Origin of the sequence: Sphingomonas aliaeris (genome assembly GCF_016743815.1) — a bacterium.
Lineage (GTDB): Bacteria > Pseudomonadota > Alphaproteobacteria > Sphingomonadales > Sphingomonadaceae > Sphingomonas > Sphingomonas aliaeris.
On the sequence record NZ_CP061035.1, the window covers coordinates 3,208,707 to 3,229,977 of the forward strand.

16 protein-coding genes and 1 pseudogene are annotated in these 21,271 nt (G+C 65.9%); 9 read left to right on the forward strand and 8 right to left on the reverse strand.

Translation table 11 applies throughout. The features are described from left to right. Positions 1-84: 84 nt before the first annotated feature. From H5J25_RS15155 to H5J25_RS15165, 3 genes are all read left to right on the forward strand, one after another. Positions 85-663 (forward strand): PEPxxWA-CTERM sorting domain-containing protein, encoded by a 579-nt coding sequence (locus H5J25_RS15155; protein ID WP_202092425.1) that lies wholly within the window; start codon positions 85-87, stop codon positions 661-663. Position 664: 1 nt separating this feature from the next. Continuing rightward, positions 665-1,312 (forward strand): L,D-transpeptidase family protein, encoded by a 648-nt coding sequence (locus H5J25_RS15160; RefSeq protein ID WP_202092427.1) that lies wholly within the window; start codon positions 665-667, stop codon positions 1,310-1,312. Positions 1,313-1,432: 120 nt separating this feature from the next. Beyond that, a complete protein-coding gene (locus tag H5J25_RS15165; protein WP_202092429.1) occupies positions 1,433-1,957 on the forward strand; it encodes a CAP domain-containing protein in 525 nt (174 codons plus the stop codon). A 283-nt stretch (positions 1,958-2,240) separates the two neighbouring features. Here H5J25_RS15165 and H5J25_RS15170 read toward each other — a convergent pair whose 3' ends face one another. From H5J25_RS15170 to H5J25_RS15190, 5 genes are all read right to left on the reverse strand, one after another. Further along, positions 2,241-5,204 carry a TonB-dependent receptor plug domain-containing protein gene (locus H5J25_RS15170; protein ID WP_202092431.1) on the reverse strand — a complete coding sequence of 988 codons (2,964 nt, stop codon included), beginning with the start codon at positions 5,202-5,204 and terminating at the stop codon, positions 2,241-2,243. 290 nt (positions 5,205-5,494) lie between these two features. Next, entirely contained in the window at positions 5,495-6,592 is a 1,098-nt protein-coding gene (locus H5J25_RS15175) for an extracellular catalytic domain type 1 short-chain-length polyhydroxyalkanoate depolymerase (protein WP_202092434.1), read from the reverse strand. A gap of 89 nt (positions 6,593-6,681) precedes the next feature. Next, a complete protein-coding gene (locus tag H5J25_RS15180) occupies positions 6,682-7,977 on the reverse strand; it encodes a cation:proton antiporter (RefSeq protein WP_202092443.1) in 1,296 nt (431 codons plus the stop codon). A gap of 60 nt (positions 7,978-8,037) precedes the next feature. Continuing rightward, positions 8,038-9,852: a DUF885 domain-containing protein gene (locus H5J25_RS15185; protein WP_202092445.1), complete on the reverse strand. Its 1,815-nt coding sequence runs from the start codon at positions 9,850-9,852 to the stop codon at positions 8,038-8,040. A 173-nt stretch (positions 9,853-10,025) separates the two neighbouring features. Next, the gene (locus H5J25_RS15190) at positions 10,026-10,499 is read right to left on the reverse strand and encodes a MarR family winged helix-turn-helix transcriptional regulator (protein WP_202092454.1); all 474 of its coding nucleotides are present in this window, start codon (positions 10,497-10,499) and stop codon (positions 10,026-10,028) included. 252 nt (positions 10,500-10,751) lie between these two features. Here H5J25_RS15190 and H5J25_RS15195 point away from each other — a divergent pair, with 252 nt between their 5' ends. Further along, entirely contained in the window at positions 10,752-12,359 is a 1,608-nt protein-coding gene (locus tag H5J25_RS15195) for a phytoene desaturase family protein (protein WP_202096414.1), read from the forward strand. 23 nt (positions 12,360-12,382) lie between these two features. On the opposite strand, the gene H5J25_RS15200 is transcribed toward H5J25_RS15195, so the two are convergent. Then, entirely contained in the window at positions 12,383-13,297 is a 915-nt protein-coding gene (locus tag H5J25_RS15200) for a crotonase/enoyl-CoA hydratase family protein (RefSeq protein ID WP_225883162.1), read from the reverse strand. A 107-nt stretch (positions 13,298-13,404) separates the two neighbouring features. Between H5J25_RS15200 and H5J25_RS15205 the strand changes: the two genes are divergently transcribed. Together H5J25_RS15205 and H5J25_RS15210 are read left to right on the forward strand one after the other, a co-directional pair. Next, complete coding sequence (locus H5J25_RS15205) at positions 13,405-15,891, forward strand: DegT/DnrJ/EryC1/StrS family aminotransferase (protein WP_202092456.1); 2,487 nt, start codon at positions 13,405-13,407, stop codon at positions 15,889-15,891. Further along, positions 15,888-16,937: a glycosyltransferase family 2 protein gene (locus tag H5J25_RS15210; RefSeq protein WP_202092458.1), complete on the forward strand. Its 1,050-nt coding sequence runs from the start codon at positions 15,888-15,890 to the stop codon at positions 16,935-16,937. The genes H5J25_RS15205 and H5J25_RS15210 overlap by 4 nt, the downstream gene beginning before the upstream one ends. A gap of 87 nt (positions 16,938-17,024) precedes the next feature. Here H5J25_RS15210 and H5J25_RS15215 read toward each other — a convergent pair whose 3' ends face one another. Together H5J25_RS15215 and H5J25_RS15220 are read right to left on the reverse strand one after the other, a co-directional pair. After that, positions 17,025-17,978 carry an IS110 family RNA-guided transposase gene (locus H5J25_RS15215; RefSeq protein WP_202090443.1) on the reverse strand — a complete coding sequence of 318 codons (954 nt, stop codon included), beginning with the start codon at positions 17,976-17,978 and terminating at the stop codon, positions 17,025-17,027. A 323-nt stretch (positions 17,979-18,301) separates the two neighbouring features. Beyond that, positions 18,302-18,865, reverse strand: a complete 564-nt coding sequence (locus tag H5J25_RS15220; protein ID WP_202092461.1) for a hypothetical protein — start codon at positions 18,863-18,865, stop codon at positions 18,302-18,304. A 124-nt stretch (positions 18,866-18,989) separates the two neighbouring features. Here H5J25_RS15220 and H5J25_RS15225 point away from each other — a divergent pair. From H5J25_RS15225 to H5J25_RS15235, 3 genes and pseudogenes are all read left to right on the forward strand, one after another. Continuing rightward, positions 18,990-19,650, forward strand: a pseudogene (locus H5J25_RS15225) (response regulator transcription factor). Further along, a complete protein-coding gene (locus tag H5J25_RS15230) occupies positions 19,647-21,044 on the forward strand; it encodes a sensor histidine kinase (RefSeq protein ID WP_202092463.1) in 1,398 nt (465 codons plus the stop codon). The pseudogene H5J25_RS15225 and the gene H5J25_RS15230 overlap by 4 nt, the downstream one beginning before the upstream one ends. Positions 21,045-21,117: 73 nt before the next feature. Beyond that, positions 21,118-21,267: a hypothetical protein gene (locus H5J25_RS15235; RefSeq protein WP_202092465.1), complete on the forward strand. Its 150-nt coding sequence runs from the start codon at positions 21,118-21,120 to the stop codon at positions 21,265-21,267. Positions 21,268-21,271 lie beyond the last annotated feature (4 nt).

Genomic DNA, 21,271 nt, shown 5'->3' on the forward strand with positions numbered 1-21,271 from the left:
TTGAACAGACCAGTCCGTAGAAAGAGGCGTTCACGCAAAGCTATTCGAAGCGCCTGGGTCATCTGGCCTGCGGCGATCGTTGTCGTGGGCGGCACCTATGCCTTCTCGTCCAGCCCGATGGGTGGGAATGCGATCGCCGCCGCATTGGCCGATCCGCTTTCCGTGTTCGCCGCCCGGTCGCCCGGTGGCCGCGCTCCAGGTGCTTTGACCCAGACCAAACCGTCGCGCGCCAAGGGTACTGAACGCCCGGTGAAATTGGCGGAGGTTTTCCCGAGCGAGCGCGTTCTGTCTAACGTCCGCACGCGCCAGCCCGATGCGTTCGCCCCGACCGGCCTGCCCGACGCAGTGTTCGTCGGCCCCGCGGGTGATGCCGTTCCCGGTATCGACACGATCACCCCGGTCGTGCCGACCGGAGATGGCGGCGTTCCGATCTTCACGCCCGGCGGCATCGGTCCGGTCGTTCCCGGTGGCGGCGGTGGAACCGGCGAGCCACCACCCGTGACGCCTCCGCCAGTGACACCGCCGGTGCCGCCCGTTCCGGAACCGACGACCTGGCTGATGATGATCGCAGGCTTCTTCGCCATCGGTCATGCGTTGCGGTCACGTCGACGTGGCGCCGTTGGGACGGCGGCGATGCAGGCGGCAGCCGCTTCCCGCGCCTGATATGTTGCGCTATGCGATTCCGATCGCGGCGCTGTGTGTCGCCGGTGTCGGCATTGCGATCGGTACGACCTACAGCAAGGCGGAAGCCCCCGCCGCGCCGGCGTTCGTATCGCATGTAGATGGCCGTATCCGATATCCTGCGGACCGGTATCCGACGCTGGAAACACCGGACGGCGTAAAGCACTCCGTGCACAGCTTGCTCGACGTGAAGCGGCCGTTGCGGTTCGGCGACTATGTCTGGAACGAGATAAACGTGCCGCCCGGCCCCGTCTGGGTGCGCGTCGACCTGGCGAAACAGACGTTATCCGTGTTCCGCGACGGGCACGAGATCGGAACCGCGATCATCCTGTTCGGTACCGACGGCAAGCCGACCCCGGCCGGCACGTTCCCGGTGATAGCGAAGGCCGCGACACACCAGTCCTCGCTTTACGACGCGCCGATGCCTTTCATGCTGCGGCTGACCGGCGACGGCGTGGCGATCCACGCCAGCAACGTGCGCCGGGGATCGGCGACTCACGGCTGCATCGGCATTCCCCACCGGTTCGCCGAATTATTGTTCGGTCAGGTCAAGCGCGGCGATCAGGTCGTGATCCTGCCGCTGGAACCGGATCGACAGGCCACCGAGCGGCGCCCCGCCCCAACGGCATGATCCTGCCGGCAAGAGTGGCCGAAGCGGCAAAAATCTGCCTAAGGCATTGCTAACTAAAGCCGGAAACCTCGTCGATAGATGACGATGCGAAACCACCCGTAGTTCACGGGAGGTAAGCAGATGGCTGGTCACCGGCTGAAATCATCGGCGGCATCATTGGCGTTGTTGTTGGCGACACCGTTCATGACGGGCGCGGTCGATCTCGACGCGTTCTTCGGCGAAAGATTGCTCGTCGCGCATAATCGCGAACGGGCGACGCTGGGGATCGGCCCACTGCGGTGGGACCCGGCGCTGGCGCAATCCGCGCAACGCTGGGCGGATCACCTGGCGACGACGGGGCGCTTCGAGCATGCTCCGGAAACGCCGCACCAGCCGGAGGGCGAGAACCTCTGGGCCGGGACGAAGGGCTATTTTCCGCTGGAGGCGCGGGTCGATGCGTGGATCCGCGAGAAGCAGAATTTCAAGCGCGGGACCTTCCCCGACAACAGCGTTACGGGCGACGTCGCGGACGTCGGCCATTATACCCAGTTGATGTGGCGCGATACGCACCAGGTCGGCTGCGCAACAGCCACCGGCGCGCGCGAGGATGTTCTGGTTTGCCGGTACAGCAGCGCGGGCAATTACGTCGGCGAGCGCGCATTCTGATCCGACGTGCTGGCTGCCAGGATCCTTTGTCCTCCCTGCGCAAGTGCAGGACGGCAACACGATCTTCCGTGACAAGATGCGGGTTCGCATTGCCGAGGGTAAAAACGGGCGCGCCGCCCCGGAGACGGCAATAAGCTTGCTGATTCGGTTGACGATGGGGAGACCGTCTCGTGCCTGCCGACGGGCAGCGGATGCCCCTGCTTGGGGGCGATGTGTACCCTGACGAACTGCCGCTGAGACGAAAAAGGCGGCCGGTCTGCACCGGCCGCCTCTCACGCGAGTATCAGAACTTGAAGTTGGCACCGACCTTGATGGTCCGGCCAACGGCACCGATCTGATGATAGGTCGGGTTGTAATTCGTACCCGCATAATTGCCCGCGTTCAGCGGTGCCTTCGCATCCGTCAGGTTGATGACGTTGAAGTACAACTGGAACCGATCGTTGACATCCACGCTGCCGACAAGGTCGACATCGATGAACGAATTGACCTTGCAGTTGAAGTTCGGATCGCTGCCCTGATACGTGCTGCTCGTCGTGCAATCCGTACCGCCGAACTGGTCCTCGGCAACCGCCTTGAACCCCTTCGTATAATAGGCCGTCGCCGTCAGCGAATATGGCCCGTATTGCGCCGTATTCTGCCAGTTGCCGCGCCACCGCGGCGTGCCTGCGCCCGACGACGTGACATACGGTGCCTGCGTACCGGCGAACTCCTGATACGCGCTGTCGGCACTCGGCTTGAACTTGTAGCTGATGATGTACGTCGCTTCCGCCCGGCTGGTGATGCGGAGGTCATCGGTCGGCTTGAAGTTCACCTGTGCCGACAGGTCGATGCCCTGCGTGCGCAGCGCCGCCGCATTGGCGAACGGCCCGTTGACGAACAGGACGCGGCGCGGTGCATTCGGGAAGGCCGGATCGATCGCGTCGAGCGTGACCGAATAGCCTGCCGGAAGCGCGGTGCCAGCATAATAAGCCGACAAGGCATCACCCGACAGCGGCGCGGACGAGATCACGTCGGTCTTGCGGATGTTGTAATAATCCGCCGTGAAGCTCAGCCAGCGCGTCGGCTGGGCAACGAAGCCGCCAGTGAAGCTGGTCGACTTTTCCGGCTTCAGATTCTCGTCGCCGATCGTCTGGAAACCGAATCCGTAGGGCTGGTTGTAGGAACTGCCGCCGGAGCACGTCCCGTCGGAATTGCTCGTCGCGCCGTGCTGCACCTGGAGCGAGCATGGCGGGCGACCGCTGGTGAAGCCTACCACCGAACCGCCCAGTTCGGCGAAGCTCGGCGCACGGAAGCCCTTCGAGAAGGTGCCGCGGATCGCCAGCTCGCGGATCGGCTGGAACTTCGCGCCAATCTTCGGCGAGAAGTTGTTGAACCCGTCCGAATAGTGATCGTATCGGCCCGACGCGTTGATCTCCAGCGACGTCAGCACCGGCGCGTTCACCTCGAAATAGCCCGACGTGACATAACGATGGCCGACCGCAGTGAACTGGTTGAGGCCGATCGTCTGGCCTGCAGCATTCTGGTTCGGATCGTTGACCGCTTCGTAGCGGAACGAGCCGCCCACGCCCAGTTGCAGGTCGCCCCCGGGCAGTCGGAACAGGTTCTTCGTCACGACGCCCTGGATCATGTCGAGGTCGCTGGTCGCCCGCGTCGAGATCGTCGGCGACAGGGCCGCGCGCACCGCCGCCGAATTCTGGCTCGGATCGACGAAATTGTAGCTGCCCGTGTTGATCGCGGTGATCAGCGCGGGCAGGTTGACGTACCCGTCCTGCCTGATGTCGAGCCACGACTTCGCGGCGGTGGCATCGACCGAATAGGTCCAGCCGTCACCGAACTTGCCCGCAATCCCCGCCTGCCCGCGCAGCACGCGGTTCTTATATTCGGACCGCGACGGCAGATCGCCGAACAGATAGCGGATCGCCGCCGCCTGCCCTGATGCTGCGAACGGGTTGTTCGGGTTCTGCTGCCCGTTGGAAAGCAACGCCGGCAGGACGATGCTGAGCGTGTTTACCGGGTTGGCCGACCGGATCGAATTCGGCGTGCCCGACGCGACGACCTTGTTCTGGAAATAGGAGACGGAGGCATAAGCCTGCGAATCGTCACCTACATTGACGGTGGCGTGCGCCGTGCCGCCGAATCGCGTCTGTTCCGGCTGAATCTGGCCGTAATCGGCCGCGGTATTCTGTTCGCAGCCGACACCGTCCGGTCCGGTCACCTGATTCTGACCGGCGGCGCAACCGTTCGGATTCAGGATTTGCCACAGACCCGACGTCAGGCCCGAACCCGATAACGGGTTGCCGGCGATCGTCTGCTGGCTGGGCGCGACGATCGCGCTGCTGGTCGTGCCGGGAACGACCGAACCGGCATTGTTATTGTCGCCGCCGATGCCCGACAGGTCGTTGGTGTTGTACGGGAATCCGCGGTCGCGCGAATAGATTGCGCCATCATGCTGATATTCGCCGCTGACGTAGAAGTTATAGCCTTCTTCCTTCAGCTTGCCGAAGCCGGCGGTCAGCGTCGCACGTTGCGTTCCGCCGTCGCCGCGCTGCGTGACGCCGGCTTCCGCAGTTCCCTGCAGGCCCGTGATTTCCTTTTTCGTGATGATATTCACCACGCCCGCGATCGCATCCGCGCCGTAGCTGGACGACGCGCCGTCCTTCAGCACTTCGATCCGGTCGATCGTCGCGTTCGGAATCGTGTTCAGATCGACGAAACTGCGCTGTCCGTCATCGGCGAGCGGATAATTGGCGGTACGCACGCCGTCCACCAGCGTCAGCGTCGAATTCACCGTCAGGCCGCGCAGCGACACGGCGGAAGACCCCGCGCCGAAGCCGTTGGAGAAGGCCGTCGGGATTGATCCCGAACTGTCAGACGCGATCGACCGCACCGCATCCGCTGCGGTCGTGATACCCGCGCGGGCCAGATTGTCGGCGGTCAGAACAGTCAGTGGCGACGGCGTTTCGGTGTCGGTACGGCGGAACAGCGTGCCCGTGACGACGATATCGCCTTCATCCGCGGGCGCCGCGGCGTCCGGGCCGGGCGCGGCGGTCTGCGGCGTGGCGGCAGGTGGCGACTGTATCGTGGTGCGGGCGGGCGGCACGGCCGGCGGCGCGGCCTGCGCATCGGTGCCGGCGGGCGTGTCCTGCGCCATCGCCGGCAGGGCAAGGCCCGATCCGGCGAAGATAAGGATCGGCAGGGCAACCCCGCGCAGCAGGGTCTGGCGACGATTGCGTCGATTGTCTGTCATGTCGAACTTCCTTGGCTTGACGATCCCGACCGCCTGTAGGCGACCGGGCACGACCGTCAGCGCCGACGCTCCATCTCCCCCCAACAGGAGCCGCGCCGAATGTCCGGCGCCCTCTTGGGGAGGAATACGGGGCGTCGTAAAGCTCTCAGGAACTTGATTTTTGTAAATTTCGAACAGCGTGATATATTGGTCACGGGTTTATTTCGCGATTGTAAGTTTGTGTAAATCGCGTGTTCAGACTGATCGCGATCGTGCCCTTGAAATCGCGACTTTGATCGCGGTGACGGGCATCACCGCATCAGACCCGCCGATCGCAAAGCGTTCTCGATCGTTGCCTGTACGTTCGAAAACTGGTCGGCGGCCGCATCCGGAGTGGCCCATTGCGGCGCGCCTGCCGCATCGCTCGTGACGCTGGAGACCGCCCGCTCTTCGCCGTCCAGCAATCCCCACCGCTTTGCGATATGCCAGGTCGAGGAGATGCCGACGTCCAGCATATACGGCATTGCCGTGCCGCTCGCAGTGTCGCCCGTCGTGGCGATCGGCGTGCCATGGCCCATTCCGGCAATGTCGTAGACTTCCAGCCGCACCGCGCCATTCGCGTCGGTCCATACCCGATGACGCTGCCCGTCCACCCGGTCCTCGACATCGGGCAATTCCGGTAAACCCTGCAAGGTTCGCCACTGGCCGACGATCCGGTCCGCATTCACCGCATTGACGGTGGCATCCGCGCTGCCCTGCCACACGCTCACCACGGGCCAGGGACCCGCATGGCCCGAAGCCGCACGCACGGCCGCGGCGCCCGCATCGTCGCCGACATGGCCGTGTCCCCGCATGCGGTCGAACGCTTGCGGGACGGATGTGGCCGATCCATGAGGCAGGCCGGCGACGATCGCGCCGCCGGCGAAGACTTCCGGATAGGTGGCAAGCATCGCCGACGTCATCGCCCCGCCGGCGGACAGGCCGGTGATATGGATGCGCGCCGGATCGATCGCGTGATCCGAGACCATCTTCGCGATCATCTGACGGATCGATGCAACCTCGCCCTTATCGCGCGTCGTGTCTTCGGCGGAGAACCAGTTGAAGCAGCCATTCGGATTGTTCGATCGGCTCTGTTCCGGCAGCAGCACGGCAAAGCCGAACCGCCCGGCAAGCGCCGACCATCCCGATCCCCGATCATAACCCGCCGCATTCTGCGTACAGCCGTGCAGAACCACGACCAGCGGCATCTCGCCGGAATCTTTAGGGACATAGGTCCAGCCGGTCAGCGCGCCGGGGTTGGATCCGAAGTCGGTCAGCGGCGCCAGCGGCCCGCCCGAGGCACCGCCCATCGCGCCGGAGCGCATGTTCGCGGCGTTCAATCGCGCGATCGTATCGCTGATGCTACGCATCCTGTGTTCCAGTCGAAATAATCGCAGACGACATGCTGCAGTGCAACATATGCGCCGTTACGCGCCCGCTTTCAACCGGGGGGCGAGGCTCAGGCCGTGGCCGGGACCGTTCTTTCGTCGCCTTCCGAGTCCGGCGACACCCCCCGCTCGCGATCCAGCATGCGCATCACCGGTGTCACCGTCAGGCCATGAAGCAGGATCGAGAAGAGGATGACCAGTCCGACCAGCCCCCACAGGCGATCCGTCCCGCCGACCTTCACGTGGTTCAGCCCATAGGCCAGATAGTAGATCGATCCGACCCCGCGAATCCCGAAGAACGCCAGCGTCAATTTCTCCCCGAAATGCGCGCGATGCCCCATCAGCCCGATCAGCCCCGTGATCGGCCGGATCACCAGCAGGATGATCGCTGCCACCACCGCGTCGACCCACGTCACTTTCGCCAGCAGCCCGCTGACCAGCGCACCGCCGAACAAGAGCAACAGCACCATCATCGAGAGCCGCTCGATCTGTTCGGTCACGTCGTGCATGTCGTGGTGGAAATCGTGATCGCGGTGCGTTCCGCGGAAGCTGAGCGCGGTGATGAAGACCGCGAGAAACCCATAGGAATGCACGATTTCGGTAAAACCATAGGAAACGAGCGTGGCCGACAAGGCGATCAACCCGTCGCCCGTCTTCACCAGCTTGGTGCGCGCCGACACGTGAAAGGTCAGCCATCCGAACAGCCGGCCGATCGCCCAACCCGAGCCGACGCCGACACCGATTTCCCAGAGCACGCGATAGGACAGCCATTCGACGAACCACGGATCGGATGTGCCCGCGACCGCGATCAGCGCGATGGCGAGATGGACGAACGGGAAAGCCAGACCGTCGTTCAGCCCCGCCTCCGACGTCAGGCCGAACCGCACGTCGTCCTGGTCGCCCGTCTTGGGTGGCCCCACCTGCACGTCCGCCGCAAGCACAGGGTCGGTCGGCGCGAGGCTGGCGGCGAGCAACAATGCCACCGCCCACGGGATACCGAGGGTGAGTGCCAGTAACGCGGTGATCGCGAGAATCCCGAGCGGCATCGTGATAGCCAACAGTCGCCACGTCAGTGCCCAGCGCCGCCAGTCGAAGATCCGGTCGATCTTCAGCCCCGCCCCCATCAGCGCGATGATGACGATGAATTCGCTGAACCGCTCCGCAATCTCCGGATACAGGAACGGCAGCGGCCGAAGCGTGATCTGCGGCAGCGAGAACAATGCCGCGCCGAGCGCAATGCAGACGATCGGCAGCGACAACGGCAGTTTCTTGAGCGCAAGCGGCAGCCAGACGACCAAAGCCGTCAGCAACCCCATGCCCGTCAGGACGAGGATATAGGGTTCGGGCAGCCAGGTGTCTGGAATCATCCGCGCTCAACGACCGGCAGCGCGTTTAGGGTACGTCCCCTCGTGACCCGCGCAAAACCGCTATCCCCTCATAGCCGCGATCCGCTGGTCGATGCGACGTTCCAGCACCGTCAGCGGCATCGCCCCTTCCTTCAGGATTTCGTGGAACTGCTTGAGGTCGAAGCGGTCGCCCAACGCCGCTTCGGCCTTCTTGCGCGCCCGCGTCCAGGCCATGTGCCCGACCTTGTAGCTGCACGCCTGCCCGGCCTGCGTGCAATACCGCTCCACTTCGCGTTGCGTGCGAGGCACCGCGAACCCGGTGGTTGCGACCATATAGTCGGTCGCTTTTTCCCGGCTCCAGCGTTTGGCATGGATGCCCGTATCGACGACCAGTCGTGTCGCGCGGAACAGGAAGGATTGCAGATAGCCCGCGCGCTCCAGCGGGGTCGCATAGGATTTCAGCTCGTCCGCCACTTGCTCGGCATATAAAGCCCAGCCTTCCGAATAGGCCGAGAAGAACCCGATCTTGCGCAGCGTCGGAATATCGCGCGATTCCTGCGCCAGGCTGATCTGCAGATGATGCCCCGGCACGCCCTCGTGATAGGTCAGCGCGGGCAACGTGTATTTCGGCCAGTCGCCGACATCCTTCAGGTTGACGAAATAGATCGCCGGCCGCGTTCCATCCAGCGAGGCACGGTTATAATATCCGTTCGACGCGCCGTCCTGGATCTCGACCGGAACCGCGCGAATCTCCAGCGGTTGCGTCGGCACGGTCACGAACGCCTGCGGCAGGCGCGCATACATCGCCTTCACCCCGGCGTTCAGCCCCTCGATCAGCTCCGCGCGACCGGCGGCGGTATTGGCATAGACCTGATCCGGCGCAACGTTCAGCTTGGCCAGCCGCTCGCCCACCGTGCCGCTCGAATACCCCTGCGATTTCAGGATCGTGTCCAGTTCTGCGGTGATCTCCGCGACCTGTGCCAGCCCGATGCGATGCACCTCGTCCGGGCTCATCGTCGTGGTCGTCGCCTGGGCCAGCGCCATTGCGTAGATCGCGTCGCCGTTCGGCACGCGCCAGATACCGTCGCCCGGCTTCGTGGTCGGCTTCAGTTTCTCGATCAGCGCGATCTGGCGGTCGAGCGCGGGATATACCTTGTCGGTGACGATCTTCGACGCCTGCGCCTGCCAATCCCCGGCGATATTCTTGGCGGCGGCGCGTTTGACCAGCGACTGGACGATGCTCGACTGATCCGCCGGCTGATTACGCAGCTTGCGCATCTGCCCCAGCGTCAGGTCCAGCGACCAGCCAGGCGCGAGATACCCGCGTGCATCCTCGTCCGACTGCAACGCGCTTTCCTGATCCAGCACCGTCCCGAACTGGTCGAGCCGCGACAGATATGCATCGGCATCCGGCTTCACATTGATCGTGTGCGCGGTGTTCAGAAAATCGGGGACCGAGAAATACGCGCCGCCCTGCTGGAAGATACGATACGGCCGGATCGGGCTGTCGATCCCGAACCGGTCCGCCGATGCGATCTGGTTGGACAGCGAATAGCGCACGACCTCCAGATTCAGTTTGGCCGGTTCGGACAATCCCGTCGCCGGAACCTTGGCAAGCCGGGCCAGCGCCGCCTTGGTCTGCGCGATGTCCGCCGCGCGTTTCGCCGCGGTGCGGGGCGAGAGCATTGCCTTCGATGCCGCCAGCGGCCCCTTGTCCAGCCCGAGCGAGGTTGCGAGTTCCGGGGATCGTGCGACCGAATCCTGGAAGATCCGCTCGAACTCGGCATTCAGCGCCGCATCGCCGCTTGCCTTGCCCTGCGCGAGAACCCCGGCGGGGATGAAGGCGGCGGCAAGCGCGGCGGTGCCGCCCGAGGTAAGCAACTGACGGCGATCCATGGCGAAATCCCTTTTGACGTTATACCGGCATCTTAGACATGTCGGCGCAGGGCATGCCAGCCCGCTTCCACAATGAAATACCCGGGCCGGCGGCACTGCTGCGGGTGATCTCCGGCATCCTCGCCCGGGCAATGATGATGATTAGGGTACCACCGGTCGCCTCTGGTGCGACGTCAGCCCCGCTCGGCGACCAGATCGACGGCCGGACGCAGTTCGCGCGTCTTCGCGACCGGGCCGACCTTGCGCAGCAGGGTATGAAGCGTCCCGATTTCCTCCGCCGTCATGCGCGTCGTTATCCGCGCATCGGACTCGCGCATGATGGTCAGCATCGCCGCGACGCGCCCCTCGCCCTTGGGAAGCAAGTGCAAGGCGTTAGTGCGCAGATCCCGGCCCGGTCGGCGCTCGATCAACTCGCGGTCGACCAGGATATTGACCAGTTTCATCGCGCTCGACCGGTTGACGTTCAAAGCGCGGCCCAGCGCCGTCTGGTCGCTGCCGGGATTGTCGCGGATAAGGATCAGCGCGGTCAGTTTTGCGGGCGATAGATCGAACGCCGACAGGCTCGCACGGCCATCGCTGTCCGCGACGAACCACGCACACTGCAATTGATAGCCCAAAAGCGTTTCGAGATCGGCCCCCTGCCTCATGCCCTGAAACTACCCCTCGCCATAACTGTTTCCCTGCCGCACGGATGCGCGGGATCGGGACTGTTGCGCCCAGTTCGCCATTTTTGGCAAAACTAAAGGCATTTACACAAAAGCGATAGTGGATCGTATTGTCGAATGTAGGTTTTGGCGCGCCGCCCCTTTACTCCGGGATCTAAACCGACCGACAATACCCTGATGTCGCGTCTCGCCCGCAGTCCCGCGGCGAAAAGCCCGGCATGCGGGGCCGGACATGTGACGACATCCTACGACGCACTGATCATCGGCGGCGGGCATAACGGCCTGGTTTGTGCCTTCTATCTCGCACGTGCCGGGCTGAAGGTTCGCGTGCTGGAACGCCGTCACATCGTCGGCGGCGCGGCGGTGACGGAGGAATTCCATCCCGGCTTCCGCAATTCCACCGCCAGCTACACCGTCAGCCTGCTGCGTCCCAAGGTGATCCGCGACATGCGGCTGCACGAACGCGGCTGGCGGATCGTCGAGCGCACCGTCAGCAACTTCTTCCCGCATGACGACGGCTATCTGATGCTCGGCGGCGGACAGGCGCGGACGCAGGCGGAATTCGCCCGCTTCTCGCAGAAGGATGCGGAGACCCTGCCGCGCTACGAGGCCGCGCTGGAACGCGTCGCGGCGGTGCTGCGCGACATGGCGCTGCGTACCCCGCCCAATGCCGGGGGCGGGCTGCGCGCGCTGATCGCCGCCGCCGCCCAGGGACGGCGGCTGTCCGGGCTTTCGATCGAAGCGCAGCGCGACGTGATGGACCTGTTCGTCAAGTCGGCGCGCGATTTCCTAGACGGCTGGTACGAAAACCCCTTCATCCAGGCGGCGTTCGGCTTCGATGCGGTCGTCGGCAACTATGCCAGCCCCGATACGCCGGGCAGCGCATACGTTCTGCTCCACCACGTGTTCGGTGAGGTAAACGGCAAGTACGGCGCGTGGGGCCACAGCGTCGGCGGGATGGGCGCGATCAGCGATTATATGGCGGAGGCCTGCCGCGAGGCGGGCGTCGCGATCAGCGTCGACTCACCCGTCGCCCGCGTGATGGTGGACGGTGGAAAGGCGGCGGGCGTCCGCCTCGAATCGGGCGAGGAGATGGCCGCGAAGATCGTCGCCGCCAATGTCGGCCCCGCCTTGCTGTTCCGCCACTTGGTCGATTCGTCCGACCTGACCCCCGAATTCGCCCGGCGAATGCAGGGCTACAAGGCCGGGTCCGGAACCTTCCGCATGAACGTGGCGCTCAGCGAACTGCCCGATTTCTCCGTCCTGCCCGGCCGGGCAAAGGCCGAACATCATACCGCCGGTATCATCATCGCCCCGACGCTCGATTATATGGACCGGGCCTTCACCGACGCTCGCGCATTCGGCTGGTCTCGCGAACCGATCGTCGAGATGAAGCTGCCGACGTCGGTCGACGATACGCTCGCCCCGCCGGGGCAGCACATCGCCAGCCTGTTCTGCCAGCAATTCGCCCCGGTCCTGCCCGATGGCCGCACCTGGGACGACGACCGCGAGGCGGCGGCGGAAACGATCATCGACACCGTGACGCGCCACGCCCCCAATTTCCGCGCGTCGATCATCGCGACGCAGATCCATTCCCCGCTCGATCTCGAACGCAAGTTCGGCCTGATTGGCGGCGACATCATGCACGGGCATATGAGCCTCGACCAACTCTGGGCCGCGCGCCCCGTGCTCGGTCACGGCGACTATCGTAGCCCGGTCAAGGGCCTCTACATGTGCGGCGCGGGCACGCATCCCGGCGGTGGCGTCACCGGCGCCCCCGGCCACAACGCCGCCCACGAAATCCTGCGCGATCGCAGCGTGCTGGGACGGCTGTTCGGCTAGACTGGACGACGAACGCCGGACCCTCATCGATATTCCGGCGAATCGAACCACGGCTCGAACGTCTCCCACGCTTCCGAAACGCCGTCCGGAAACACCGCCGCGCGCTTTTCGAGGAAACTCGCAACGCCCTCGCGCGCATCGGCGCTCGCCCCGCGCGCCCAGATCGCACGGCTTTCCAGCCGGTGCGCGTCCATCGGGTGGCTCGCCCCCATTCCGGCATACATCATCCGCCGCAACAGCGAGACCGACGCCGCCGCCGTATCCGTCGTCAGGTCCTTCGCCAGCGCGCGTGCGGCGGGCAACAGATCGTCCGGCGCATGCACGCTGCGCACCAGCTTCCCCTCCAGTGCTTCCGCCGCGCCGAAGATCCGGCCGGAATAGCACCAGTCGAGCGCCTGTCCGATCCCGACCAGCCGCGGCAGAAACCAGGTCGAGGTCGCCTCCGGAGCGATCCCCCGCCTCGAAAAGACGAAACCGAACCGCGCCCCCTCGCTCGCCAGCCGGAAATCCATCGGCAGCGTCATCGTCGCGCCGATCCCGACCGCGGCGCCGTTGATCGCGCCAATCACCGGCTTGCGCGATTCGAAGATGCGCAAAGCGACGATCCCGCCGCCGTCGCGCACCGCGGGATGCGCATAATCGACGCTGCCGTCGGCGCGGACCGGCGATTCCGCGCCGTTCCAGCCGCCGCTCTGATCATAGTCGAACGTCGCCGCACCGCCCGACAGATCGGCGCCCGCACAGAAACCACGCCCCGCCCCCGTCACGATCACCGCGCGCACCGCCTCGTCGGCGTCCGTCGCGTCGAATGCAGCGACCAGATCGCGCATCATCGCGCCGTTGAACGCGTTCAACCTGTCCGGCCGGTTGAGCGTGATCGTCGCGATTCCGTCCTCCACGCCAAGCGTGATCGTCTCGAACCCGTCCTGCATCGACATCGTGCCCTCTCCTTATCCGGCCGATGCTAGGCGCGACGCCACACCCCGCCAAGCCGGCCCGCACTCGTAACGGCTTTTTAGAAGGTCGGTCCGCATAAGCCCGGACCATGACACGCTATCCGCTCATCGCGCCCAATCCGCCCCGCCTCAGCGAACAGACGGAGGCGTTGCGCCGCATCGAGGCGTCCGGCGTGTTCAGCAATAACGGCGCGGAAGTGCGCGCGTTCGAGCGTGACGTGACCGATCGCCTGTTCGGCGGCCACGGCGCCAGCCTCGCGGTCGCCAATGCGACGCTCGGCCTGATGATCGCGATCAAACAGGCAGCGCAGCAGGTGGGACGGCCGGACGGCCTCGCGCTCATGCCCAGCCTCACCTTCGCCGCGACTGGCCAGGCAGCCTTGTGGTCCGGCCTGACGCCGCTGATCTGCGATGTAGATCCGGACGACTGGAGCGCCTGCCGCCACGCCGAAGAGCGTCTGCTCGAAACGCGGGGCGATCGGATTTCGGTGCTCGTCCCCTATGCCACGTTCGGCAACGCGATCGATCTCGACCGCTATTGCTGGCTGCAGCGCAAATATGGCGTCGGCGTGGTCATCGACGCCGCCTCCTCGCTCGGCACGGTGGACGATGCGGGCAACGGCTTCGGCCACGACTCGCCGTTTGCTACCGTCTATTCGATGCACGCCACCAAAACGTTCGCGGTGGCGGAGGGCGGGCTGGTCCATAGCGGCGATGCGGGCCTGATCGATCAGCTGCGCGCGATGACCAATTTCGGTTTCGAGGGCAGCCGCAGCGCGACGCTCTACGGTATCAACGCCAAGCTGCCGGAAGTCGTCGCCGTCCTTGCCCAGGCCAAGCTGGAGCAGATCGATGCGGTCTGCGATGCGCGCGCCGAACTGGAAGTCGCGTATCGCGAAGGATTGTCCGGCTTTCAGCTTCAGAAGGTGGACGGCCGCCGCCGTGCTATGCAGTTCATGCCGGTCCTGCTCCCCGCCGCGCTCGCGGCCAAACGCGATGCGATAACCGCCGCGATGGATGCAGCCGGTGTCGGCACCGGCCGTTATTTCAGCCCCCACCTCGCCGAACAGCCTTTGTTCAAGACGCACGCGCTGATCGAACCCACGCCGATCGCCGATACGGTCGCCGCACGGATGATCTCGCTGCCGATCACGGACGCGATGACCGCTGCCGACGCGACCGCCGTCGCCGCGATTTTCAAACGAGTGTGCGCCGAGGCTTCGGCATCCGTCCCCGCCACCGTCCGCACCCGTCCGGTCGCCCGCACGCTGCTGATCGGCGGCGGCCCGGCCGGCACCGCCTTGCTCACCGCCGCCACCAAGCGCGGGCAATTGGGCGATTTCGCGCAGGGACTGGTCGTGGTCGAGCGCGATGCCGCGATCGGTGTCGGCCGGCTCGGCAAATATGCGATCACTTCGGACAGCACGGCGACGACCTTCCTGACCGCGGTGAAGGACAATCCCTATCCGGAGATCGCCGCGATCCTGGATCATCCCGCGGGCCGCGCCGTGGCACGCTATACCGATGCGATCGGCGTTCCTTTGGTCGAGGCGGGGCCGCTGATCCGCGCCACCGGCGACCGGCTGGGCGATATCGTCTCGGCGAATGGCGGCGAGCTGCTGACGGGGCACGAGGCGCTCGGCACGCGCCGGATCGATGGCGGCATGTGGTCCACGCGTCTGCGCCGCCGCGCCGACGGCAGCGAATTCGAACAATTGTCGCACAACGTCGTGATCGCGACCGGCGGTCACCAGCCGCTGGATCGGCTGGCGGCCCAACAGGTTGCGGGCCAGTCGCTCGTCGCTCAGGCGGGCGACCGCCTGTTGCAGTCGGACGAGGTACTGGCGCACGGCGGCATGGCGAAGGTCGCGGATCTGCTCAGCGGCAAACGCGCCCCGAAGATCGTCGTCATCGGCGGATCGACCAGCGCGCTCGCGACGATCTTCCTGATCCTGAAGACCGCGCCCGCCTTGCCGTTCGGCGAACATGGCATCACCCTGCTCCACCGCCGCCCCCTGCGCCCCTTCTACCCCTCGATCGAGGCTGCGCAGGCGGAAGGCTTCACCGATTTCACGCCGGACGATATCTGCCCCGTCAGCGGCTTCGTCTATCGGCTCGCGGGTTTCCGGCTCGAGGCGCGCGAACTCGTCCTGCGCATGCTCGGGGTCGATGGCCGTGTCGCCGATCCGCGCATCCGCAACCACCGCATCACCGGTGACGACGACGCGGTCGCCCGGTCGGCGCTGGCGGAGGCGGATATCGTCATCGCCGCGCTCGGCTATCGTCCGCACGCTTTGCCGGTGTTCGACACGGACGGCCAGCCGATCGACCTGTCCGCGGCGCATAACCGGGCGATGGTCGACAAACATTGCCGCGTCACCGACGCCGGCGGCGCGGCGATCCCCGGCCTGTACGGCATCGGGCTGGCGGCGGGCTTCGTCCCCTGGGGCCATCTCGGCGGCGAAGCGAGCTTCTCAGGCCAGGCCAACGGATTGTGGCAGTGGCAGAACGATGTCGGCCAGATGATCGTCGATCAGGTGCTGGGTGTCGCCGCCGAACGGCGCGCCGTCGCATGACCGCCGCCCCCACCGTCAGCGTCATCATGGCCGCCTATAATGGCGCGGCCCTGATCCCGGAAACCGTCGCCAGCCTGCAAGCGCAGACATTGACCGATTTCGAGGTAGTGATCGTCGACGATTGCTCGACCGACGATACGCGGGACGTGCTCCGCGCGATCGACGATCCGCGCTTCCGCATCATCGAATCGGAGGTCAACCAGGGCCCGGTCCGCACGCGCAACACCGCCGTCCGCCACGCGCGCGGCCGCTATCTGGCGGGGCTGGATCAGGACGATCTGTGCATGCCGGAACGCTTCGCGCGTCAGGTCGCCTATCTCGATGCGAACCCGGAGACGGTTCTGATCGGCACCGGCGCGGCATGGCTGGATGACGGCGTGGTCACCTCCGCGCCGCGCACATCGCTCTCCAGTCCGGCTGTCATCGAATGGCTGCTGCGGATCGAGAATCCGCTCGTCTGGTCCTCCGTCATGGTCCGCGCGTCCGCCGCGACCGATCCCTTCACCGATCCGGTGCGCCTTTATGCCGAGGATTTCGATCTCTACCAGCGCATGAGCCGGATCGGCCGGATCGCCCGTCTGGACGAGGAACTGGTCATCTATCGCCGCCATGCCGGTGGCGCCTCGCAGCGTTATACCGAGACGATGACCGCGAACGCCGCACGCGTCCTGTCCGACAGCTATACGCATGTCTTCGGCGACGGATCAGAGGCCGCCGCGTGGCTGATCGTGCGGCACATGATGGCACAAAGCCCGGTGCCGGACCGCGCGACGTTGCACGCCTTGGGCGACGTCCTGATGCGGCTGCAGGCGGATTTCCTCGCCACGCACGATGTAGACAAGGAAAGTCTCAAGATGATCCGCTGGGAAACCGCGCGCCGCTGGGGCCGCGTCGGACGAACCGCGCTGCGCACCGGCACCGTTACGCTCGGCGATATCGTATCGGCGCGGATCGATCACCTCGGCATGGGCTATCAGGGAATGGACGAACTCGTCGTCTCGCGCCTGATTGGCGGCGCCCGGTCGGCGAAACGCCGCTACAAATAGGCCTCGCTATTCACGCAACGCTACTATCCGAAGATCGCATGGTATTGCGCCCATGCCCCTTCCACCGTTCGTCCTGAGCAACTGTGTTCACGCGGTGCGATATTCGGTATTGTTTTTGACCATCGCGTTGAGGGTTACGAGCAGTTTTCGCATTGTGGCGACGATGGCAAGCTTGAAGGGTTTGCCGGCCTCTCGCAGGCGGTTGGTGGTAGCGGCGAGTTGCCCCTTGCCCGAGCGCGCGATGCTGAGCGCGGCCAGATAGAGACAACGCCTGATGCTGGGCCTGCCGCCCGAGCATCGCCCCGGCCGGCTGGTCTTGCCGCTTTGGCGATCGAAGGGGGCGAGGCCAGCAAGCGCTGCGACCTGTCGACTGGAGAGGCGTCCGAGTTCTGGCATGCGTGCCAGCAGGCATGCGGCAACGACCGGCCCGACGCCGGGTGCTGTGCGGAGCAGGGCTTCGCGAGCGGCCAGATCGGGCGAGGCGGCGATGACGCTGGCAATGGCTTTTTCGATGCGCAGAACCAGGGCCTTGAGCCGTGCGACCTGCGCGACGACGAGGCGGCGCATGGCGGGATCGGCGATGCTCTCCAACTGATTGCCGAACTGGACCGCCTGGGCGACGGCAAGATCGCGCATGCGGACATGCTCGGCCAGCCTCACGGCCTCGGGATCATGGACATAGGGCGTCAGTTCGGGATGCAGTGCTGCCAGACACCGCGCGATGACGGCCGCATCGAGTGGGTCGGTTTTCGCGAGTTGTCGCTCGGCACGGGCGAAACTGCGCACGCGTGCCGGATCGAGGAGATAGGCTGTAACGTCCATCCGATCGAGCAGGATGGCGAGCTTGCGCTCGTAACCGCCCGATGCCTCGAAGCCGATCCGCAGGCACGCCGTACCGGCAAGCCGGACAAGCTTGCGGCCGAGTGCGGCAATGCCGGTCTTGGTATTGGGTACCCGCCAGAGCATTCCTGCCGGATGAGCGTGGATAACGAGTTCGTCCTTGGCAACATCGATGCCGACAAAGAGGTCGGAGTGTGACATGATCCGGTCTCCCAAGCTTGTCATGCGGGGTCCGTAAGCACGGCCCCAGGCAACTGTCCGGGGTTTGGGAAGACGGATGTGGCCCTGCTCAGGAACGGTCTTTGTCGACCGGCTTGTCGAACGGCCTCACATCCGCCGCCTGAGCCGGGTGGCCACCCGGCTCAGGCACCTTGCCGATTACACCATTCCAGACAGACAAGCTTGTCGAAGGGCGGGTAGCGCAGGACAGGTGCTTCGACAGGCTCAGCACGAACGGTAAAAGTTGAAGTCGTTTCACCCGAATATTGGAAGGGGGCCGGACGCACCGTCCGACCCCCGATCCCTTACTTGGCCGCAGTCGGCGCCACAGCCGTCGCAGTCGGCGCCACAGCCGTCGCGGGAGCAGACGCAGGTGCAGCTGGCGGCGGCGGCGGAGGCGCCGCCCGGTCGCCGTCGGGACCCGGACGCGGCCCCTTCCCTCCCGGCCCGCCCGGCCCGTGATCGGGGCCATGCATCGGTCCGAGCGCGGTCACCTTGCCGTCCGCACCGACCAGGAACGCCGCCCGCATGAAGCCGCGGTCGAACCGCCCCTGCACGGTCACGGCCTGCCCGGCGGACACCAGAGTGCCGTCCTCGCCTTCGCGCCCCAGATCGACCAGCGCGCGTCCCGATGCGTCTGCGATCACGATCTTGTTGCCATAGATCTGGTCCACGCGACCGCGGATCGTCACGACGCTGTCGCCGGATTTCAGTGCGCTGATCGCTACCGGCACCGCCGGGGCCATCGTCGCGCTCGGTCGCGTCGCCGCCACGGTGATCGCGCCGCCCGCGCCACCCAGTGCGACCAAAGCCGCGGCGATCAGGCCGAACTTGCGCCGCGATGGGCGCCGTGTGGTTTCTTCAGTCATCGTCTTCACTCCACTTGGGGTTTCGATCCACCCTCTCTAGGCTCCGGTTCCCGACCCACACTGAACCGCTCCGTTCAGTTTCGGTTTGGTCGAAAGGGCTAGTCCGCCCGGCGGAGGTGTTGCTGTGCGGGTATTGCTGGTCGAGGATGACGCGACGCTCGCCGACGGCATCGCGCGCGCTCCGCGCGGAAAACTTTGCCGTCGATGTCGCGACGAATGGCGAGGATGGCGGGCATCTCGGCGCCACCGAACTCTACGACGTTGCGATTCTCGACCTCGGATTGCCCAGGCGCGATGGCCTGTCGGTATTGCGCGACTGGCGCGCCGCCGCCCGCAACCTGCCCGTGCTGATCCTCACCGCGCGGGACGGCTGGTCGGAAAAGGTCGAGGGGTTCAAGGCCGGTGCCGACGATTACCTGACCAAGCCGTTCCGTATCGAGGAGGTCGTGATGCGGCTCCGCGCGCTCGTGCGCCGTGCCGCCGGGCACGCCTCGGCCCGCGTCGCCTGCGGGCCGCTGGTCTTCGATGCACAGCTGGGTACGTTCGAACTGGACGGCCTGCCGCTCAAGCTTACCGCGTTCGAATGGCGCGTTCTGTCGCAACTGATGCTTCGCCGCGAAGTGGTGATCGAGCGCGCCGACCTTATCGAACGCGTCTATGAAGGCGATGCGGACGTGGATTCCAACTCGATCGAGGTCATTATCGGTCGTCTGCGCCGCAAGATCGGCGCCGAAATGATCGAGACGGTGCGTGGCCGCGGCTACCGATTGACCGGCGGCGCATGAACCGCTGGCTCCGGTCCCTACGCGGTCGCCTGCTGTTGATCGCCGCGGCCTCGACGCTCGCCGCCTTGCTGTTTGCGGGCTTCGCGATCGGCCATGTGCTGGAACGAGTCGTGATGCGCGGACTGGACGAACGCCTCGATACGCAGGTGCGTATCCTCGCCCGCGCGGTCCGCCCGGACGGCACGCTCGACACCGCCCGCGCCGTCGACCTCCCCGATTTCGGCCGGATCGGCTCGGGCTGGTCGTGGCGCGTCGATGGCCCCACAGGACACTTTACCAGCGCAGCCGGTGCCCCGGACGTTCCCGTAATCCGCTCCCCCGACGCACGCGCCCCCCGCCCCGACCCGGCCCTCCGGCACGACGACGGCCCTCGCCACGACGATGACGGCATCCGACCCGGCGAGATAGACGACTCCTCCGGGCAACGGCTGCACGCGCGACAGACGGTCGTCGCGACCCCGGCCGGCCCGGTCACGATCGCAGCCGCTGGCCCACGTCGCGTCGTCGCCGCGCCGCTGCGCGAGGCGCTTCTGCCGTTGCTCGCCTCGCTCGCCATCCTCGGCATCGGCCTGGGCGTCGCGACCTTCGTGCAACTCCGGCTCGGCCTGCGCCCGCTGACCAGGCTGCGCACCGCGTTGGTCGACGTGCGCGCCGGACGGAGGAGCCACGTGCCCGCCGACCAGCCGGAGGAACTCGCCGGGATCGTCGGCGAACTGAACGCGCTGATCGACCAGAACGAGGCCGGCCTTTCCGCCGCGCGTCGCCACGTTTCCAATCTGGCGCATGGCATGAAGACCCCGCTCGCCGCGCTTGCGATGAAACTCAGCGAAGACGGCCGCGATCCGGACGGCAGCTTGTCGGCGATGGTGGCAGAAGTCGATGCCCGCGTCCGCCATCATCTCGGCCGCGCCCGCGCCGCCACGCCCGCCGGACGCAGCCGCGCGCGCACGCCGCTCCTGCCCGCCCTCATGGATCTCGCGACCGTACTCGACCGCCTTCACGCCGATCGCCCGGTGCGCTTCGAAACCGACGTCCCCGCCGATCTCGCGCTTGCTGTCGATCCGCAGGATCTGGACGAGATGCTGGGCAATCTGCTCGACAATGCCCGCCGTCATGCCCGGTCGGAGTTGTCCGTTCGTGTGGAGGTCCTAAATACGCTGGCGACGATCCTGATCGAGGATGATGGCCCTGGGCTTGCGGAAACCGCGATGCGCGACGCGCTCGTTCCCGGTCAAAGGCTCGACGAGGCGGGCGAAGGCTATGGCTTCGGCCTGTCGATCGTGCAGGAACTGGCTGAACTGAACGGCGGCACGCTGTCGCTCGGCCGTTCCGAACGCGCCGGCTGGGGGCTCGCCGTGACCCTCACGCTGCCCCGCGCGCTACTGGCCGGATAAGGCGATGCAACACAGGCTTGCGGCGCGCGTTCAGACCCCGCACGCTCTTTCTTCACCGACCACGGAACGCTTTATGTCTATCGACGACCAGATGATCGACACGCCCGACGGCCCGATGACCTGGGCCGAATGGAAGAAGAAGAACCCGGTCCAGATCCCCTCCCGCCGCACCAAGGGCAAGGACCTGCCCGTCAAGGTCAAGCGCTTCACCGAGAAGCCCTGACGAG

Coding starts and splice junctions, on each gene's coding strand:
- H5J25_RS15160 (WP_202092427.1), top strand. CDS start 665: ATGTTGCGCTATGCGATTCCGATCGCGGCGCTGTGTGTCGCCGGTGTC.
- H5J25_RS15165 (WP_202092429.1), top strand. CDS start 1,433: ATGGCTGGTCACCGGCTGAAATCATCGGCGGCATCATTGGCGTTGTTG.
- H5J25_RS15170 (WP_202092431.1), bottom strand. CDS start 5,204: ATGACAGACAATCGACGCAATCGTCGCCAGACCCTGCTGCGCGGGGTT.
- H5J25_RS15175 (WP_202092434.1), bottom strand. CDS start 6,592: ATGCGTAGCATCAGCGATACGATCGCGCGATTGAACGCCGCGAACATG.
- H5J25_RS15180 (WP_202092443.1), bottom strand. CDS start 7,977: ATGATTCCAGACACCTGGCTGCCCGAACCCTATATCCTCGTCCTGACG.
- H5J25_RS15185 (WP_202092445.1), bottom strand. CDS start 9,852: ATGGATCGCCGTCAGTTGCTTACCTCGGGCGGCACCGCCGCGCTTGCC.
- H5J25_RS15190 (WP_202092454.1), bottom strand. CDS start 10,499: ATGAGGCAGGGGGCCGATCTCGAAACGCTTTTGGGCTATCAATTGCAG.
- H5J25_RS15200 (WP_225883162.1), bottom strand. CDS start 13,297: ATGTCGATGCAGGACGGGTTCGAGACGATCACGCTTGGCGTGGAGGAC.
- H5J25_RS15205 (WP_202092456.1), top strand. CDS start 13,405: ATGACACGCTATCCGCTCATCGCGCCCAATCCGCCCCGCCTCAGCGAA.
- H5J25_RS15210 (WP_202092458.1), top strand. CDS start 15,888: ATGACCGCCGCCCCCACCGTCAGCGTCATCATGGCCGCCTATAATGGC.
- H5J25_RS15215 (WP_202090443.1), bottom strand. CDS start 17,978: ATGTCACACTCCGACCTCTTTGTCGGCATCGATGTTGCCAAGGACGAA.
- H5J25_RS15220 (WP_202092461.1), bottom strand. CDS start 18,865: ATGACTGAAGAAACCACACGGCGCCCATCGCGGCGCAAGTTCGGCCTG.
- H5J25_RS15230 (WP_202092463.1), top strand. CDS start 19,647: ATGAACCGCTGGCTCCGGTCCCTACGCGGTCGCCTGCTGTTGATCGCC.
- H5J25_RS15235 (WP_202092465.1), top strand. CDS start 21,118: ATGTCTATCGACGACCAGATGATCGACACGCCCGACGGCCCGATGACC.